Here is a 16,971-nt window from a genome sequence, read left to right on the forward strand (position 1 = left end):
CATAACCCATTTGGCCGATGGAGATTTTCCCTCGGCGGCTTATGCTTTCAGAAAAGAGCACCCGTACTCTGCCGTAAGGAGAAGGTGTCATGGAGAGGATTCCCAAGGAACGCGCAACAGCCATCCGCCGTCTCAAGAGCAAGTCCCCCGGACGCTCGAGAGTCAGGATGTCGGAGCAGGTCGCTGAGAAATCTCCTACAGACTCCGCTGAAAGCCGACCCTTACCATCTGCACACTTCATTTCCGTAACTGACTATCCCACCAAGCAATTCTTCATCCATGGCGACGCGTCCGATGTTTGCAGAGTGATTGGTTTTGCCGCAGAGGTGCCGCCATGGGTAAATCGCTGAAGGAACGTGCAACGGTCATCTGCCGCCTCAATGACAAGATTCTCTTCGTCCGCAAGGCCAAGTCGAAATGGAACCTGCCCGGCGGACGCATCGAACAGGATGAGCGTCCCGGCCAGGCCGCCCTGCGCGAACTGAACGAGGAAACCGGCCTGCACGCAGCGCAGCTCAGCTACCTCGCACCGCTGGAGCTGTACCAGACGCTGCATTACGTGTTCGAGACGCCGATCGATCCGGCCCAGCAACCGGTACCGCTGAACGAGATCGCCGACTGCCGCTGGTTCGGCCCGGAAGACGTGGAGCAGCGCAAGATCAACAAGTCGGTGCGCCGCCTGCTGCGCACCTGCCTGTCCAAGGCGAGCTGAGTCCTGGGTAACGCTGCGGGCAGAAGATGAGGGGTGCAAGGCGCCGGTGCTTCGCGGTATCTTCGGCGCCCTCTGAATGAACCCTCTGACAGGATTTTCCGCCCATGCGTCGCGTCACCCTGTTCTGCGCCACCCTCCTCTGCTCCGCCAGCGCCCTGGCCAAGGTCGAGGTACAGCCGGTGCAGCACAGCAAGGTCGGCCCGGTACTGGCTGTGCGCATTTCCGAGGACGTCGCGCCGGGTGACTACGAGCGCCTGCTCAAGGGGTTGATGGGCAATCCCGGCAAGTTCGCCCGCAAGGTGGCGCTGCTCGACAGCATTGGCGGCAGCGCGGCGGAGTCGATCAAGATGGGGCGCCTGTTGCGCGAGTCCGGCTTCGAGACCCTGGTGCCGTCCAACAGCGTGTGCCAGGGCTCCTGCGTGTATCTGCTGGCCGCCGGCCAGCGCAAGACGGTACGCGGTTACGTCGGCCTGCACCGCCCCTACTATCCGGGCGGCGACTCGTCCCAGGCCGGCGGCGCCTACAACGCACGCGGCTACCTGCGCGACATGGACATCCCCCTCGCGCTGGCTGACGACATGCAGGAGATCGAGCCGCAGAAAATGCATGTGCTTTCGCCGCAGGAGCTTGAGCGCTACCACCTGGGCGGCACGCCCCGCAGCCTCAGCGCCCGCTGACGGGCGACCCGGCCGGACACCGTCTCGGGCTCATGCCAGATGTGTGGCAGGCGTCTTGAAGCAGTGACCGTGGCCAGCCTCAACGGGTCGACAACGATGCTGCCAGCAGCCGTGTGCCCGGATTGATCATCTGGAAACCCGCTGCCGACATGCGGCGCCCTTGTGGGATCAACGGATCGGCGCGACGGCGGCCCATTGATCGGCATCCAGGTAGCCGAGCAGCTTGGGTGGCGTTTGACCGTCGTTGATGAGGAACAGCGACGACGCGTAGCCGGGCGTCTCCGATCTGGAGATGCTCACGGTGGCCTCCAGATCCTCGATGCACTCGCTATGGGTCACCAGGATCAGGTTGCGATGGGGAGCCTTGTGTTGCCGCGCCTGGTTCAGCATCGAGCCACGGCAGTTGGACAGCCACTCCTGCTGGTTCGGCGTCTGGCCGAACATCGAGGCGGCGGTCTGCTCGGCGCGGACCTGCGGGCTGCTGAAGATGTCGCTGTCGGCGATGCCGAGCACGCGGAAATGCCGGCCCAGCTCCTGGGCTGCGGCCTGGGCACGGACGGTAATGCCCTCGGGCGCGGACAGGCAGGGCGCGCTGGAGCGGTCGCAACGCTCGGCATGGCGCACCAGGATGATCAGGTCGCCCTGGCGCCAGTGCTCGCGCAGTGCTTCCAGGCTGGCCGGATCATGGGCGATGTTCTCGGCGGCCGGCGGGCGGATGAGCCAGAAACCGCTGATCAGCCCCAGGGTGAGCAATACCAGGGGAACCACCAGCAAGCGGTTGGCGAGGAGTCGTCGCACGTTCCGGGCGAAGAGAGACATTGGCTATTGGTTTCCGCTGGCTGGCCTACAAGGCTGTGTTCGTACCCATGCCCGGCATGCCTGGGGCACACCGGGACCCGGCCCACTCCTGGGGCTCACACCGCACTGTTGGTTGTCGGATGTGGGACTGGGAAACGTAGCGTCGGGCTTGTGAAGATGGCGTCATGAATTGCTGAAGATGTCGTTACCGGGCGCCGCGCGAGGCAGAGCGCACGCCGGTACGCGCGCGCACGACCGCCCGTCGGCAAGGCGCGCTGGGGGAACGGCGCGGTCGTCTGGCGGCATGCCCGGGTCACGGGAGTGCGGTATAACAAGGCACTTTGCCATCAGGATGCGCACATGCAGTACGACGCCCCCACCGACAGCGCGGTATACAAGACATTGCTCGAGTCGACCCAGGCCATTCCCTGGAAGATCGACTGGAAGACCATGACCTTCGCCTACATCGGTCCGCAGATCGAAGCGCTGCTGGGCTGGAGCCCGTCCAGCTGGGTCAGCGCCAACGACTGGGCAGAGCGCATGCACCCCGAGGACCGCGACCGGGTGGTGAATTTCTGCGTGTCGCAATCGCGCGAGGGCACCGACCACGAGGCCGACTACCGCGCCCTGACCATCAAGGGTGACTACGTGTGGATCCGCGACGTGGTGCACGTGGTGCGCGACGACAACGGCGAGGTGGATTCGCTGGTCGGCTTCATGTTCGACATCAGCGAGCGCAAGCGCGCCGAAGAGCAGCTGATCATGCTCCAGCGCCAGCTGGAGGAGTACTCATACAAGGACGGCCTCACCGGCGTGGCCAACCGGCGCATGTTCGACTCGGTGCTGGACACCGAATGGGGCAGCGCCCAGCGCAGCGGCCAACCGCTGTCGCTGATCCTTCTCGATATCGACTACTTCAAGCAGTACAACGACCACTACGGCCACGTCCGCGGCGACGACTGCCTGCGTAGCGTCGGCAAGGCACTGGCCGGCGCGCTGCACCGTCCGCGCGACTTCATCGCGCGCTTCGGCGGCGAGGAATTCGTCCTGGTGCTTCCGGAGACCGACAGCGAGGCCGCCCGGCATGTCGCCGAGCGCTGCCACAGCGTGCTGCGCGAGCAGAAGATCGCCCACGAGAAATCCAACGTTTCATCGCTGCTGACCATCAGCCTGGGCATCGGCACCGCCGTGCCCTCCTCCAGAGACCGCCCGCTGGACTTCGTCGCGGCGGTCGACCGGCTGCTATACCGGGCCAAGCAGGACGGACGCGATCGGCTGGTGGCGGCGCAATGGGATCGCGGTGACGACTTGCGCCAGGATGCAGCGCCCCAAGGGTCCTGAGGGGTCCTGGTAATTCCCGGCCCGAACATCGGGCGAGCTTCCGTTCCGAGTCTCGCCACGTTCAATGCTCGTCGCCCATGCTCAGAGACGTCCGAATACGGCTGCCTCGGACACGGCCGTCCATTCCCCAGTCGTGCCCTGGCCATATCTACTGCGCCGGAGGTCCAATCGCTTGCAGCGATGCCCTCCTCCCCCAGCGAGAGCCAACAAATGGCCAACTGACATCAGTCCTGATAGAATCTCCGCTTTTTTTAATCAGGGAGATATGTGGTGGCAGGGATGACGCGAAATCTATCCTTGGACTTTTTCCGAGGGGCATTCGCACTTGCGGTTGCACTGGGGCATTTCTATCACTGGAACGGAATAAGGGATATAGTACCCTCCTCCTTTATTCTGGCGGTGGACTTCTTCTTTATCCTGAGCGGATTCGTCCTTACAAAATCGGTTCTTGCCGACAAACGATCCGACTCCAACTGGTTCATCAGCTTTACAGAAAAGCGTTTCTACCGAATATTCCCCACTTTCCTATTTGTAGTTGCCATACATTTCGTAATCCTGAGGATTACCAAAAACATCCCCTATCCAACCGGTTTGGATTTGTTCAGAATCACAACACTGACGCAACTCTTCCCATTTGGTGGCGGCTCAAATTATACATTCGAACCAATGGGTGTGGGCTGGAGTATTTCTGCAGAGTTCTGGCTTGGAATGGTCTTCTTTGCCGTAGTTCATGCACTGAAGGCAAGGCACTCCGGCGTGCTGCTGTCTTGTCTAATCCTGATTTCCCTGTGGTTAGTCGTACTTATCAGCAGGACTTCGCCAGCACAGATGAATGCCCACTACCAGCTATGGAACAATGGAATTCCGTTCGGATTCATTCGTTGCCTGGTTGGATTCTGCTTGGGCGCCGCGGTGGCAATTCATGTGCGCTCCACTCAGATTTCCGAACTTACTGAGTCAATTGTCCAGATTATAGTAATTGGTGTCGGACTTTATCTCTTTGCAAAAACCACCTGGATTGGCCGGGACTCCTTCATTGCTCCATTCATCTTCACCGTCCTGATCTACTCCCTTGCCAGCCAGGCGGGAATCATTTACCACCTTACCAACAATAGAGTTGGCGACTTCCTAGGTAAAATTTCCTTTGCTGTTTACCTGGCACACCCCATCTTTGTGCTCTTCGTCAAGGAGCATATGGACATGACCAGTTTGTCCGCCGTCCTGTCGTACTTGATGATGGTGATTGGAGCCGGTTATCTCCTCCATGTGTTCATAGAACAACCCGCAATCGACTATGTGAACAGAAAGCAAAGGGCCTCGCGCAGTAATCTCGTGACCTCGTGAAACGGTTTACAGACCTGGACTATCGAAGCCCGCCAACCGGCGGGCTTTTTTGCAATGGAAGAAACAGCCTATCGATAGCCTCCATTCGACGACCTGACTCGACGACCAACCCCGACAGTCGCGGCAGGGCTGTCTAAGCTCTATCCCACGCACGCGTGCCGGCGGTAGGCAGCGAAGTTCGGAAACGGACTTCAGCTTTTCCGCCAAACTGGCGGTGGGACTGGCCCCGGTGCCGGCATAGCGTTGAGCCGACCCCGTAACCAGGACCCCTGACCATGCACGATATCGACCCCGTGGAAACCCAGGAATGGCTGGACGCACTGGAATCCGTACTGGAAAAGGAAGGTGAGGACCGCGCCCGCTACCTGATGACCCGCCTCGGCGAGCTGGCCAGCCGTACCGGCACCCAACTGCCCTACGCCATCACCACCCCGTACCGCAACACCATCCCGGCCGGGCACGAGGCGCGCATGCCCGGCGACCTGTTCATGGAGCGGCGCATCCGCTCGCTGGTGCGCTGGAACGCCCTGGCCATGGTGATGCGCGCCAACCACAAGGACCCCTCGCTGGGCGGCCACATCTCCACCTTCGCCTCCTCGGCGACCCTCTACGACATCGGCTTCAACTACTTCTTCAACGGCCCGACCGAGGAACACGCCGGCGACCTGATCTACTTCCAGGGCCACGCATCGCCCGGCATCTACGCCCGCGCCTATATCGAGGGGCTGGTCAGCGACGAGCAACTGGTGAACTTCCGCCAGGAGGTGGACGGCAAGGGCCTATCCTCCTACCCCCACCCGCGCCTGATGTCGCACTTCTGGCAGTTCCCCACGGTGTCCATGGGCCTGGGGCCGATCCAGGCGATCTACCAGGCGCGCTTCATGAAGTATCTGGAAAGCCGCGGTTTCATCCCCGCCGGCAAGCAGAAGGTCTGGTGCTTCCTCGGCGACGGCGAGACCGACGAGCCCGAGTCCCTCGGCGCCATCTCCCTGGCCGGGCGCGAGAAGCTCGACAACCTGATCTTCGTGGTCAACTGCAATCTGCAGCGCCTGGACGGCCCGGTGCGCGGCAACGGCAAGATCATCCAGGAGCTGGAAGGCGTGTTCCGTGGCGCCAACTGGAACGTGATCAAGGTGATCTGGGGTCGCTTCTGGGACCCGCTGTTCGCCAAGGACCACGCCGGCCTGCTGCAGGCGCGGATGGACGAGGCGGTGGACGGCGACTACCAGAACTACAAGGCCAAGGATGGAGCCTTCGTCCGCGAGCACTTCTTCGGCACCCGGCCGGAGCTGCTGGAGATGGTCAAGGACCTCTCCGACGACGAAATCTGGAAGCTCAACCGTGGCGGCCACGACCCCTACAAGGTCTACGCCGCCTACCACGAGGCGGTGCACCACAAGGGCCAGCCCAGCGTGGTACTGGCCAAGACCATCAAGGGCTATGGCACCGGCACGGGCGAAGCGAAGAATATCGCGCACAACATCCACGAGATCGACGTCGACAGCCTGCGCGCCTTCCGCGACCGCTTCGACATCCCGATCAAGGACGCGGACCTGGCCAAACTGCCGTTCTACCGTCCCGAAGAAGGCAGCGCCGAAGCGCGCTACCTGAAGGAGCGCCGCGCGTCCCTCGGCGGCTTCATGCCCCACCGCCACGGCAACAGCCAGAGCATTCCGGCACCGTCGCTGGAAACCCTCAAGGCCATGCTCGACGGCACCGGCGACCGCGAAATCTCCACCACCATGGCCTTCGTCCGGATCATCTCGCAGCTGGTCAAGGACAAGGAACTGGGCCCGCGCATCGTGCCGATCATCCCCGACGAGGCACGCACCTTCGGCATGGAGGGCATGTTCCGCCAGCTCGGCATCTATTCCTCAGTGGGCCAGCTCTACGAGCCGGTCGACAAGGAACAGCTGATGTTCTACCGCGAGGACAAGAAGGGCCAGATCCTCGAAGAAGGCATTACCGAGGCTGGCGCCATGTCCTCCTTCATCGCCGCCGGCACCGCCTACAGCAACTACCGCCAGCCGATGCTGCCGTTCTACATCTTCTATTCGATGTTCGGCTTCCAGCGCATCGGTGACCTGGCCTGGGCCGCCGGTGACAGCCTGACCCGCGGCTTCCTGCTCGGTGGCACCGCCGGACGCACCACCCTGAACGGCGAAGGTCTGCAGCACGAGGACGGCCACAGCCATGTGCTGGCCTCGGTGATCCCCAACTGCCGCACCTACGACCCGACCTACTCCTACGAGCTGGCGGTGATCATCCAGGAAGGCGTGCGGCAGATGATGGAGGAGCAGCAGGAGGTCTTCTACTACATCACCGTGATGAACGAGAACTACCCTCACCCGCCGCTGCCCGAAGGCGCTGCCGCCGGGATCATCAAGGGCATGTACCTGCTCGACGAGGACCGCCGCTCGGCCGCGCACCATGTGCAGCTGCTGGGTTCGGGGACCATCCTGCGCGAGGTCGAGGCGGCGGCGAAAATCCTGCGCAACGACTTCGGCATCGGCGCCGACGTCTGGTCGGTGCCGAGCTTCAACGAACTGCGCCGCGATGGCCTGGCCGTGGAGCGCTGGAACCGCCTGCACCCGGGCCAGAAACCCAGGCCCAGCTACGTCGAGGAATGCCTGAGCGGGCGCCGGGGACCGGTGATCGCCTCGACCGACTACATGAAGGTCTACGCCGAGCAGATCCGCCAGTGGGTGCCGAGCAAGGAGTACAAGGTGCTGGGCACCGACGGCTTCGGCCGCAGCGACACCCGCGCCAAGCTGCGCCACTTCTTCGAGGTGGACCGCCACTGGGTCGTGCTGGCGGCCCTGGAAGCCCTGGCCGACCGTGGCGACATCGAGCCGAAGGTGGTGGCCGAGGCCATCGTCAAGTTCGGTCTCGACCCCGAAAAACCCAACCCGCTGGATTGCTGAGGAGAGGCACGATGAGCGAGACCATTCGCGTACCCGACATCGGCAACGGCCAGGGCGAAGTCATCGAATTGCTGGTCAAGGTCGGCGACCGTATCGAAGCCGAGCAAAGCCTGCTGACACTGGAGTCGGACAAGGCCAGCATGGAAATTCCCGCGCCGAAGGCCGGCGTGGTGAAAGCCATCAAGGTGAAGGTCGGCGACACCCTTAAGGAGGGCGACGAAATTCTCGAGCTGGACACCGAAGGCGCCTCCGCTGAAGCGCCGGTTTCGGTGCTCTCTCCGCCCCCCGCCGAGGCACCGAAACCGGCTGCTGCGCCAGCACCACAACCGGCCTCCTCAGGTGGTGGCGTGGAGACCATCAAGGTCCCGGACATCGGCAACGGCCAAGGCGAGATCATCGAACTGATGGTCAAGGTCGGCGACCGCATCGAGGCCGACCAGAGCCTGCTGACCCTGGAATCCGACAAGGCCAGCATGGAAATCCCCGCACCCAAGGCCGGCGTGGTGAAAGCGATCAGGGTGAAGATCGGCGACACGCTCAAGGAGGGTGACGACATCCTCGAGCTGGAGACCGAGGGCGGCGCGCCGGCGGCCAGCACCCCGTCCGCTCCTGCCCCGGCGAGGGAAGACAAACCCACTGCCCCGCCGGCTGCTGCGCCTGCACCCGCCACTGGCGGCGTCGAGACCATCAAGGTGCCGGACATCGGCAATGGCGAAGGCCAGGTCATCGAGCTGATGATCAAGGTTGGCGACCACATCGCCGCCGACCAGAGCCTGCTGACGCTGGAATCGGACAAGGCCAGCATGGAGATCCCCGCGCCCAAGGCCGGTGTGGTGAAGGCGATCAGGGTGAAGATCGGCGATACGCTCAAGGAAGGCGATGAAATCCTCCAGCTGGAAATCACTGGCGGCGCGGCACCGGCCCAGGCTCCAGCACCGAGTGCAGAGAAATCGGCCGCTGCCCCTTCCGCAGCAAAAGCCGAGCCGCCCAAGGCCCCCGAAGTTGCCCCGGTCGGCGCGCCCAGCCGCGACGGCACCAAGGTCCACGCCGGCCCCGCAGTGCGCATGGTTGCCCGCGAGTTCGGCGTCGATCTGGCCCAGGTAAAGGGCACCGGCCCGAAAGGCCGCATTCTCAAGGAAGATGTGCAGCTCTTCGTCAAGGAACAACTCCAGCGCAGCAAGGCAGCCCCGGCTGGCGTCACTGGCGGCTCGGGCATCCCGCCGATCCCGGAAGTCGACTTCAGCAAGTTCGGCGAAGTGGAAGAAGTGCCGATGACGCGGCTGATGCAGGTCGGCGCCGCCAACCTGCACCGCAGCTGGCTCAACGTACCCCACGTCACCCAGTTCGAGTCCGCCGACATCACCGAGCTCGAAGCCTTTCGCGTGGCGCAGAAAGCCGTCGCCGAAAAGGCCGGCACCAAGCTGACCGTGCTGCCGATCCTGCTCAAGGCCTGCGCTCATCTATTGCTCGAGCTGCCGGACTTCAACAGCTCGCTGGCCCCCAGCGGCAAGGCGCTGATCCGCAAGAAGTACGTGCACATCGGTTTTGCCGTGGACACGCCGGATGGCCTGCTGGTGCCGGTGATCCGCGATGTCGACAAGAAGGGCCTGCTGCAACTGGCCGCCGAGGCTGCAGAGCTGGCGGAGAAGGCACGGACCAAGAAGCTCTCCGTCGACGCCATGCAGGGTGCCTGCTTCAGTATCTCCAGCCTCGGCCACATTGGCGGCACCGGCTTCACGCCGATCGTCAACGCGCCGGAGGTGGCGATCCTCGGGGTGAGCAAGGCCGCCATGCAGCCGGTGTGGGACGGCAAGGCCTTCCAGCCGCGCCTGATGCTGCCGCTGTCGCTGTCCTACGATCACCGGGTGATCAACGGGGCGGCGGCGGCGCGTTTCACCAAGCGGTTGGGTGAGTTGCTGGGGGATATTCGAAGTCTGCTGTTGTAAGGCAGGTGCTCACCTGTAGGAGCGCCCCATGGGTGCGATCGCGGGCATGGCCCGCTCCTCCAGGTGCGCCCGTCACGCTCCTACGGTTGTCCCCTGCGGCGATCACATCCGATCCAGCGGAATCTTCAGGTAACGCACACCGTTATCCTCCGCCTCGGGCAACACCCCGCCGCGCACGTTCACCTGGATCGACGGCCAGATCAGCGCCGGCGCATGGAGCGTCGAATCGCGCTGCTGGCGCATGCTGACGAAGCTCTCCTCGTCCACGCCGTCATGCACGTGCACGTTGTCCTGACGCTGCCGCTCGACGGTGGTTTCGTGCTCATGCTCCTCCCGGTCCGCCGACAGGTAGTCGTGGCACATGAACAGCCGGGTCTCTCCCGGCAGCGCGAACAGCCGCTGGATCGAGCGGTACAACTGGCGCGCGTCGCCGCCGGGGAAGTCGCAGCGGGCGGTGCCATAGTCAGGCATGAACAGGGTGTCGCCGACGAAGGCGGCATCGCCGATCCGGTAGGTCATGCACGCGGGGGTATGGCCGGGCGTGTGCAATGCCTCGGCCTCCAGTTCGCCGATGAAAAAGCGCTCGCCGTCTTCGAACAGGTGGTCGAACTGGCTGCCGTCGCAGGGGAAGCCTCCCCCCAGGTTGAGCAGCCCGGCAAAGGTGCGCTGCACTTGGGTGGTGCTCGCACCGATGGCCAGACGCCCGCCCAACTCGCCCTTGAGCCAGGCCGACGCGGACAGGTGATCGGCGTGCAGGTGGGTCTCCAGCAGCCACTCCACCGTCAGGCCCTGTTCACGCACGTAATCGCGGATACTTCGGGCATTGCCATAGCCAATGCGCCCGGCAGCGGCATCGTAGTCGAGTACCGGGTCGACGATGGCGCAATGGCCGGTGTTCGGGTCGGCCACCACATAGCTGTAGGTGGAAGTGGCCGGATCGAAGAAGGGTTGGATAGTGGCGCTCATGCGGGTCTCCTCTTCGCGTCGCGTTGCCATTCGTACCCGGCGTGCAGCCCCATGCCCACCAGCATGGCCAGGCAGAACAGCGCGCCCTGCCAGTAACCGGCGGCGAAGGTCACCAGCGCCGGTCCCGGGCAGATGCCAGCGATGCCCCAGCCGACACCGAACAGCAGGCTGCCACCGATCAGTTGGCCATCCAGGTCGCGGCGCTTCGGCAACTGCATGACGCCGCCCAGCAGCGAGCAATCATGCCGCCGCGCCCAGGTGAAGAACGGCAGTGCCACACCAATGGCGGCGGCCATCACCAGCGCCAACGACGGGTCCCAGTGCCCGGCGAGATCGAGGAAGCCCAGCACCTTTGCCGGGTTGGCCATGCCCGCCAGCAGCAGGCCGATGCCGAACAGCAGGCCGGCCAGAAACGCAACGATCTTGCCCATGCTTCAGGCTCCCAGCAGGTGACGCAGGATGAACACGGTGATGAAGCCGGTGGCCATGAAGCTCAAGGTTGCCACCAGGGAACGGCCGGACATCCGCGACAGGCCGCAGACGCCGTGCCCACTGGTGCAGCCAGAGCCGAAGCGGCTGCCGACACCGACCAGAAGCCCCGCCACCAGCAAGGTCGCCCAGCCGGCCTCGAAGCGAATCTCCGGCAGCGGCCGCAGCACCGCCCACAGCAAGGGCGCCGCCAGCATGCCGAGCAGGAACAACGGGCCTTCGCCACGCCAGCCGGCACCTTTGAAGAGCCCGCCGAGCAGGCCGCTGATGCCGGCGATACGACCATCGAGCACGGCGAACAGTCCTGCCGACAGCCCGATCAGCGCGCCACCGGCCAGGGCGCTCCAGGGCGTGAAGTGGGTCCAGTCGATCATTTCGGCACCTCTGCGCAGAACAGCCGATACAGGGTCTCGATCACCGCCAGCGCCTGGTGGCTGGCGATGCGATAGTAGACCTGCTTGCCTTCGCGACGGGTTTCCACCAGCTCCTCGCGGCGCAGCACTGCCAGTTGCTGCGAGAGGGTCGGCTGGGAAATGCCGGTGCGGGCCTCCAGCTCACCCACGTTCAACTCGCCCTGGGCCAACTGGCAGAGCAACATCAGGCGGTCCGTGTTGGCCAGGGCCTTGAGCAACTGGCAGGCGGATTCAGCGGATTGGTGCAGACGCAGCGCGTCGGCGGGGTCGAGCGTAGTAGCGGTCATGGCAACGATCTACAGATATACAATCTATATTTTTATATATTATTTTTCGTGCAATGACCAGCCAGATATCGCGCGCCTGGACCAACGGCTTCCCGGAGGTCATGCGGGAGCCGCGCCTACATCCACCGTTGCGCGCCCCCTCGGCGTACCGCGCGAGGCCTAACCGAAGCGTACGCAGTAGATCGGTGGCAGGTTGGCCGACAGGCACTGCCAGTGGTCGCCGCCGTTTTCCGACAGCCACAGGCCACCGGTGGTGGAGCCCATCGCCAGGCAGATACCGTCGTCGTCCACTGCCAGGCCATGGCGGTACACCAGGTCGAAGGCCGGCCCCTGCGGCAGGCCGCTGTCCAGCACCTCGAAACTGGCGCCGCCATCGCGGGTACGGGTGACCACGAAGTGGCCGTCTACCGGCACCCGGCAGACATCCTGCACCGCCGGGACGAACCAGGCGGTGTCCGGCTGGGTCGGGTGCACCGCGACGGCGAAGCCGAAGCTGGAGGGCTTGACCTGGACGTCATGCCAGCGCGCACCGCCATCGCTGGAGGTGAAGATGCCGTTGTGATGCTGCACCCACAGACGGTCCGGTTGCGCCGGGCACTGCACCAGACGATGCGGGTCCTGGATGGCGCCGTCCTCGCGCAGTTCCGGCGGCATGTAGTCGGCGTACATGCCCGCCGTGGTGTTGCGCCAGTTGGCGCCGCCGTCGTCGCTCTGCCAGACGCCGCCGCAGGACACCCCGACGGTCAGGTGCTGGCTGTCCCGTGGGTCGACGCTGACCGAATGGATGCCCGGCCAGTCGTAGCCACCGCCGAACCAGCGGGCACGCTCGGGGCGGTCCCACAGCGGGCGGTTCAGTTCCCAGTTGTCGCCGCCGTCGGCGCTGCGGAACAGCCCGCCGGGAATGGTCCCGGCCCAGAGCACGCCGGGCTCGGCCGCGCCGCCCGTCTCCAGGCACCAGATCTGTTGCAGGGTCCAGGGCGCGGGCGGCGCATCGCCCTCCTTCGGTTGCGGCAGAGGGTCGGGCTGCGGCGGGTAAACCGGCACGGCGACTTCCTGCCACTCCTCACCTGGGCGCTGGCGCCACAGCTTGCAGCCGAAGTGGCCGAGGTTGAGCGCGGCGTAGAGGGTTTCGTCGCGGGGGTCGGCCAGCACCACGCTCAGGGGCTCGCCAAGGAATTCGCGGCGGGCTTCCTGCCAGCCGTTCACGTCGCGCGCAAAGGTGAACAGCCCCTTGCGGGTCGCCACCAGCAATCGATCGTCCATAGCCGCCTCCTCAGCCGCCGCTCAGGGCCTGCACCACGTAGACCTCGCTGTCCGCCGCCAGGGCATCGCTCAGGCGGACGCGGTCGCGCAGGCGCAGGCCGTCGATGAAGATCGTCAGGTGCCGGCGCAGCCCGCCCTGGTCGTCCAGCAGGTAGCCGCGCAGGGCGGGCGCCTCGGCGAACACCGTCTCCAGCGCCGCGCGCAAGGTCGGCGCCGTCAGCTCGCGCTCCTCCAGCGCGACGTGGCGCTGGATCGAGGGGGCGAAGACGATTCGGCTCATGGGCTGACCCGGTCCTGACGAAAGATGCTCCCAGTGTAGGGGAGGCTCGAGCCCCCATCGGCGCACGCGACCGGCTGTATCCGAACACCCGCGGCGCCTCTGGAACGGCGCTCGTGGCGACGGGGCTCAGGCATTCAGTTTCGTTTTTTAGAATCTAATCATCTCGAAAATCACATTTAATAAACGCATGAGCCTGTGCGAGGCTGCTCGCATCGTCAGCCATCCCGTCCAACATGCACCTGCTCGTTTCGCCCGCACCGCTGGAACCCGTCGCCGCCCGCAAGGCCGGCAGCGCTACCCGTCTGCCGCGCAAACATGCCCGATGGCTCGAACTGCAACCGCTGACCCTGCCTCTCGAACTGGCCTTCTGGGCGCTCTGGCATTGCCGCCACGCGCGCCCACCGGATAGCGCCAGCCGCTGACGGGCCGCCGCGCCCGAACTCCATCGACGGAACTACGCTCAGGGAAGGCCCGCGCCTCCTCGAACAAGACGTAGCCCGTTGCGTCGCTTGCCTGCCTTTATCTCCGCACCCGAGGTGCGGCCCTGGCCTGCAGGTCGTCAGCGCATCCGCCTGGATGCTATCGAGAGCCCCATGAATTTCGCCTCCGTGCAAGAAGCCCAGTCCTTCCTGGCCCAAAACCCCGATATCGAGATGGTCGAGCTGTTCATCCTCGACGCCAACGGCGTGCCGCGCGGCAAGCTGTTGCACCGCGAAGAGCTGCTCGCCGTGTACCAGTCCGGCCGGCCACTGCCCAGCACCATCCTCGGTCTCACCATCCACGGCGAGGATGTGGAGGACTCCGGGCTGGTCTGGGACGTCGGCGATATCGACTGCCGCGCCTATCCGCTGGCCGGCAGCCTGGTGCGTCTGCCCTGGCGGCAGATTCCCACGGCGGCGGTGCAGGTCAGCATGCACCCCGTGGAAGGCAAACCGGCGGACATCGCCGACCCGCGCCATGTGCTGATCCACGTGATCGACCAACTGAAGGCCGACGGCTTCCACCCGGTGATGGCCTGCGAGCTGGAGTTCTACCTGCTGGACGCCAAGCGTGACGCCAATGGCCGTCCACAGCCTGCACTGGACGCCGACGGCGGCCGTCCTCGCGCCACCCAGGTGTATGGCCTGCGCGAGCTGGAACAGATCGAGCCGTTCCTCGCCGACCTCTATGCCGCCTGCAAGGCCCAGGGCATTCCGGCCCGCACGGCGATTTCCGAGTACGCGCCGGGCCAGGTGGAGATCACCCTGGAACACGGCGATGCGCTGGTCGCCATGGACCAGGCCGTGCGCTACAAGCGCCTGGTAAAAGGCGTGGCGCACAAGCACGGCATGCAGGCCTGCTTCATGGCCAAGCCGTTCGACGACCTGGCCGGCACCGGCATGCACATGCACGTGTCCCTGGCCGATGCCGCGGGCAACAACCTGTTCGCCAGCGAAATGGCTGATATTGAAAGCGGGGCCGGCACTCCCCTGCTGCGCCAGTCCGTGGGCGGCATGCTGAAAAGCCTGCTCGACTCGCTGCTGCTGTTCTGCCCCAACGCCAACTCCTACCGCCGCTTCCAGGCCAACAGCTACGCGCCGCTGGCGCCGACCTGGGGTTGCGACAACCGCACCGTAAGCCTGCGTGTACCGGGCGGCCCGGCCCACACCCGGCACGTTGAGCACCGCATCTGCGGCGCCGACGCCAACCCCTACCTGGCCGCCGCCGGCATCCTCGCCGGCATCCATCGCGGCATCCGCGAGGAGATCGACCCGGGCGCGCCGGTGGAAGGCAACGGCTACGCCCAGGCCAAGGAACTGCTGCCCACCGACTGGCTCACCTCGCTGCGCGCGCTGGAGCGCTCCAGCTGGGCGCGCGATGCCCTGGGGCATGAATTCCTCGGCGTCTACCTGAAGGTCAAGCAGGCCGAGTACCGGCAGTTCATGGGCGAGGTCGGCGAGCAGGACTGGCGGTGGTATCTGACCCAGGCTTGATATCCATCTTCTGGGCCCCCGCATTCGCGGGGGAGACGCAGAAACTCGCCACTCACGTCATTCCCGCGAACGCGGAAAACCAGAATCGCAGAACTTACAACCCGCTCCCGAGCAATCCCCTCTCCCTTCAGGTAGAGGACCAAGGAGAGGGAAAACGAACAACAACAGGACCACCGAAATGAACGCTGCACTGAACCCCGCCACTCCTGCCCCCGAGCGCGCGAAGTCCTATTACTCCGCGAGCCTCAACGAAGAGACCCGCTACCCCACGTTGCAGGGCGAGGTGAACGTCGACATCGCCATCATCGGCGGCGGCTTCACCGGCGTCGCCACCGCCGTGGAACTGGCGGAGCGCGGCTACAAGGTCGCCATCGTCGAGACCAACAAGGTCGGCTGGGGCGCCAGCGGGCGGAACGGCGGGCAGGTCACCGGCAGCCTCTCCGGCGACTCCGCCATGAGCAAGCAGATGCGCCAGTGGCTGGGCGACGACGTCGAGGATTTCATCTGGCACCTGCGCTGGCGCGGCCACGAGATCATCAAGAGCCGCGTGGAGAAATACGGCATCCAGTGCGACCTGAAGTTCGGCCACCTGCACGCCGCGATGAAGCCGTCGCACATGGACGAATTGAAGGCCACCTTCGATGACGCCAAGCGCCGTGGCATGGGCGACGAGATCACCCTGCTGGACAGCGCCGGCGTGCGCGCGCACCTGGAAAGCGACCTCTACTGCGGCGCCATCAAGAACACCCGCAACATGCACCTGCACCCGCTCAACCTGTGCATCGGCGAGGCCAAGGCCGCCGCCAGCCTGGGCGCGCTGATCTTCGAACACTCCGAGGTGCTGGATATCATCCACGGCCCGCGCCCGGCGGTGGTCACCTCCGGCGGGCGGATCAACGCCGCGCAGGTGATGCTCGCCGGCGACGTCTACCACAAGCTGGAGCGCAAGCAGCTCAAGGGCATGATCTTCCCGGCCATGGGCGGCATCGTCACCACCAAGCCGCTGGGCGAGCTGGCCAAGCGCCTGAACCCGCAGGACCTGGCGGTCTATGACTGCCGCTTCGTGCTCGACTACTACCGCATGACTGGCGATGGTCGCCTGCTGTTCGGCGGCGGCGCCAACTACTCCGGCCGTGACTCGCGCGATATCGCCGGCGAGCTGCGTCCGTGCATCGAGCGCACCTTCCCGGCGCTCAAGGGCGTGGACATCGAGTTCCAGTGGAGCTGCGCCATGGGCATCGTGATGAACCGCATCCCGCAACTGGGCAAGCTGTCGGAGAACGTCTGGTACTGCCAGGGCTACTCCGGCCACGGCGTGGCGACCACCCACATCATGGGCGAGATCATGGCCACGGCGATGACCGGCGACCTGGAGAAGTTCGACACCTTCGCCCAGTGCAAGCACATCCGCGTGCCGATGGGCGACGTGTTCGGCAACCCGATGCTGGCGGCGGGGATGTGGTACTACCAGATGATGGAGAAGTTGCGCTGATAGCCGGCTGAGCCCTGTTTGCACCGCTGGATCGCGGACAGAGTCCGCTCCTACAGGTTGATACCG

At 64.8% G+C, this 16,971-nt stretch carries 16 protein-coding genes; 9 read left to right on the forward strand and 7 right to left on the reverse strand.

Annotated elements, in window-relative coordinates; all coding sequences use genetic code 11:
- Nucleotides 1-334: 334 nt before the first annotated feature.
- Together GA645_RS17985 and GA645_RS17990 are read left to right on the forward strand one after the other, a co-directional pair.
- Nucleotides 335-712 (forward strand): NUDIX hydrolase, encoded by a 378-nt coding sequence (locus GA645_RS17985; protein ID WP_152224346.1) that lies wholly within the window; start codon nt 335-337, stop codon nt 710-712.
- 104 nt (nt 713-816) lie between these two features.
- Complete coding sequence (locus GA645_RS17990) at nt 817-1,389, forward strand: hypothetical protein (protein ID WP_152224347.1); 573 nt, start codon at nt 817-819, stop codon at nt 1,387-1,389.
- 168 nt (nt 1,390-1,557) lie between these two features.
- Here the strand turns inward: GA645_RS17990 and GA645_RS17995 are convergent, their stop codons facing one another.
- Nucleotides 1,558-2,187 carry a histidine phosphatase family protein gene (locus GA645_RS17995; protein ID WP_256675960.1) on the reverse strand — a complete coding sequence of 210 codons (630 nt, stop codon included), beginning with the start codon at nt 2,185-2,187 and terminating at the stop codon, nt 1,558-1,560.
- A gap of 360 nt (nt 2,188-2,547) precedes the next feature.
- On the opposite strand from GA645_RS17995, the gene GA645_RS18000 reads away from it, so the two are divergent.
- The 4 genes from GA645_RS18000 to aceF all read left to right on the forward strand — a co-directional run bounded on the left by GA645_RS18000 (nt 2,548) and on the right by aceF (nt 9,742).
- The gene (locus GA645_RS18000; RefSeq protein ID WP_152224349.1) at nt 2,548-3,528 is read left to right on the forward strand and encodes a GGDEF domain-containing protein; all 981 of its coding nucleotides are present in this window, start codon (nt 2,548-2,550) and stop codon (nt 3,526-3,528) included.
- A 279-nt stretch (nt 3,529-3,807) separates the two neighbouring features.
- A complete protein-coding gene (locus tag GA645_RS18005) occupies nt 3,808-4,872 on the forward strand; it encodes an acyltransferase (protein ID WP_256676196.1) in 1,065 nt (354 codons plus the stop codon).
- A gap of 275 nt (nt 4,873-5,147) precedes the next feature.
- The gene (aceE, locus tag GA645_RS18010; RefSeq protein WP_152224351.1) at nt 5,148-7,796 is read left to right on the forward strand and encodes a pyruvate dehydrogenase (acetyl-transferring), homodimeric type; all 2,649 of its coding nucleotides are present in this window, start codon (nt 5,148-5,150) and stop codon (nt 7,794-7,796) included.
- Nucleotides 7,797-7,807: 11 nt separating this feature from the next.
- Complete coding sequence (aceF, locus tag GA645_RS18015) at nt 7,808-9,742, forward strand: dihydrolipoyllysine-residue acetyltransferase (RefSeq protein ID WP_152224352.1); 1,935 nt, start codon at nt 7,808-7,810, stop codon at nt 9,740-9,742.
- A 102-nt stretch (nt 9,743-9,844) separates the two neighbouring features.
- On the opposite strand, the gene GA645_RS18020 is transcribed toward aceF, so the two are convergent.
- The 6 genes from GA645_RS18020 to GA645_RS18045 form a co-directional block, all read right to left on the reverse strand.
- On the reverse strand, nt 9,845-10,708 hold the full coding sequence (locus tag GA645_RS18020) for an MBL fold metallo-hydrolase (protein ID WP_152224353.1): 864 nt from the start codon (nt 10,706-10,708) through the stop codon (nt 9,845-9,847).
- Nucleotides 10,705-11,139, reverse strand: a complete 435-nt coding sequence (locus tag GA645_RS18025; protein ID WP_152224354.1) for a DUF6691 family protein — start codon at nt 11,137-11,139, stop codon at nt 10,705-10,707. Before GA645_RS18025 ends, GA645_RS18020 begins: the two co-directional genes overlap by 4 nt.
- A 3-nt stretch (nt 11,140-11,142) precedes the next feature.
- Complete coding sequence (locus GA645_RS18030; protein ID WP_152224355.1) at nt 11,143-11,571, reverse strand: YeeE/YedE family protein; 429 nt, start codon at nt 11,569-11,571, stop codon at nt 11,143-11,145.
- A complete protein-coding gene (locus GA645_RS18035; RefSeq protein ID WP_152224356.1) occupies nt 11,568-11,897 on the reverse strand; it encodes a helix-turn-helix transcriptional regulator in 330 nt (109 codons plus the stop codon). Before GA645_RS18035 ends, GA645_RS18030 begins: the two co-directional genes overlap by 4 nt.
- A 159-nt stretch (nt 11,898-12,056) precedes the next feature.
- Complete coding sequence (locus GA645_RS18040) at nt 12,057-13,160, reverse strand: exo-alpha-sialidase (protein WP_152224357.1); 1,104 nt, start codon at nt 13,158-13,160, stop codon at nt 12,057-12,059.
- Between the two features lie 10 nt (nt 13,161-13,170).
- Nucleotides 13,171-13,440, reverse strand: a complete 270-nt coding sequence (locus GA645_RS18045) for a MoaD/ThiS family protein (protein WP_152224358.1) — start codon at nt 13,438-13,440, stop codon at nt 13,171-13,173.
- A gap of 233 nt (nt 13,441-13,673) precedes the next feature.
- On the opposite strand from GA645_RS18045, the gene GA645_RS18050 reads away from it, so the two are divergent.
- The 3 genes from GA645_RS18050 to GA645_RS18060 all read left to right on the forward strand — a co-directional run bounded on the left by GA645_RS18050 (nt 13,674) and on the right by GA645_RS18060 (nt 16,905).
- On the forward strand, nt 13,674-13,862 hold the full coding sequence (locus tag GA645_RS18050) for a hypothetical protein (RefSeq protein ID WP_152224359.1): 189 nt from the start codon (nt 13,674-13,676) through the stop codon (nt 13,860-13,862).
- A gap of 171 nt (nt 13,863-14,033) precedes the next feature.
- On the forward strand, nt 14,034-15,413 hold the full coding sequence (locus tag GA645_RS18055) for a glutamine synthetase family protein (protein WP_152224360.1): 1,380 nt from the start codon (nt 14,034-14,036) through the stop codon (nt 15,411-15,413).
- Nucleotides 15,414-15,591: 178 nt separating this feature from the next.
- Complete coding sequence (locus tag GA645_RS18060) at nt 15,592-16,905, forward strand: FAD-binding oxidoreductase (protein WP_152224361.1); 1,314 nt, start codon at nt 15,592-15,594, stop codon at nt 16,903-16,905.
- Nucleotides 16,906-16,971: the final 66 nt, after the last annotated feature.

The sequence above is a fragment of the Pseudomonas sp. SCB32 genome, assembly GCF_009189165.1.
GTDB lineage: Bacteria > Pseudomonadota > Gammaproteobacteria > Pseudomonadales > Pseudomonadaceae > Pseudomonas.

Excerpts from the sequence above, each read along its gene's own strand:
- GA645_RS17985 (WP_152224346.1), top strand. The coding sequence starts at position 335 with ATGGGTAAATCGCTGAAGGAACGTGCAACGGTCATCTGCCGCCTCAAT.
- GA645_RS17990 (WP_152224347.1), top strand. The coding sequence starts at position 817 with ATGCGTCGCGTCACCCTGTTCTGCGCCACCCTCCTCTGCTCCGCCAGC.
- GA645_RS18000 (WP_152224349.1), top strand. The coding sequence starts at position 2,548 with ATGCAGTACGACGCCCCCACCGACAGCGCGGTATACAAGACATTGCTC.
- GA645_RS18005 (WP_256676196.1), top strand. The coding sequence starts at position 3,808 with ATGACGCGAAATCTATCCTTGGACTTTTTCCGAGGGGCATTCGCACTT.
- aceE (WP_152224351.1), top strand. The coding sequence starts at position 5,148 with ATGCACGATATCGACCCCGTGGAAACCCAGGAATGGCTGGACGCACTG.
- aceF (WP_152224352.1), top strand. The coding sequence starts at position 7,808 with ATGAGCGAGACCATTCGCGTACCCGACATCGGCAACGGCCAGGGCGAA.
- GA645_RS18020 (WP_152224353.1), bottom strand. The coding sequence starts at position 10,708 with ATGAGCGCCACTATCCAACCCTTCTTCGATCCGGCCACTTCCACCTAC.
- GA645_RS18025 (WP_152224354.1), bottom strand. The coding sequence starts at position 11,139 with ATGGGCAAGATCGTTGCGTTTCTGGCCGGCCTGCTGTTCGGCATCGGC.
- GA645_RS18030 (WP_152224355.1), bottom strand. The coding sequence starts at position 11,571 with ATGATCGACTGGACCCACTTCACGCCCTGGAGCGCCCTGGCCGGTGGC.
- GA645_RS18035 (WP_152224356.1), bottom strand. The coding sequence starts at position 11,897 with ATGACCGCTACTACGCTCGACCCCGCCGACGCGCTGCGTCTGCACCAA.
- GA645_RS18040 (WP_152224357.1), bottom strand. The coding sequence starts at position 13,160 with ATGGACGATCGATTGCTGGTGGCGACCCGCAAGGGGCTGTTCACCTTT.
- GA645_RS18045 (WP_152224358.1), bottom strand. The coding sequence starts at position 13,440 with ATGAGCCGAATCGTCTTCGCCCCCTCGATCCAGCGCCACGTCGCGCTG.
- GA645_RS18050 (WP_152224359.1), top strand. The coding sequence starts at position 13,674 with ATGCACCTGCTCGTTTCGCCCGCACCGCTGGAACCCGTCGCCGCCCGC.
- GA645_RS18055 (WP_152224360.1), top strand. The coding sequence starts at position 14,034 with ATGAATTTCGCCTCCGTGCAAGAAGCCCAGTCCTTCCTGGCCCAAAAC.
- GA645_RS18060 (WP_152224361.1), top strand. The coding sequence starts at position 15,592 with ATGAACGCTGCACTGAACCCCGCCACTCCTGCCCCCGAGCGCGCGAAG.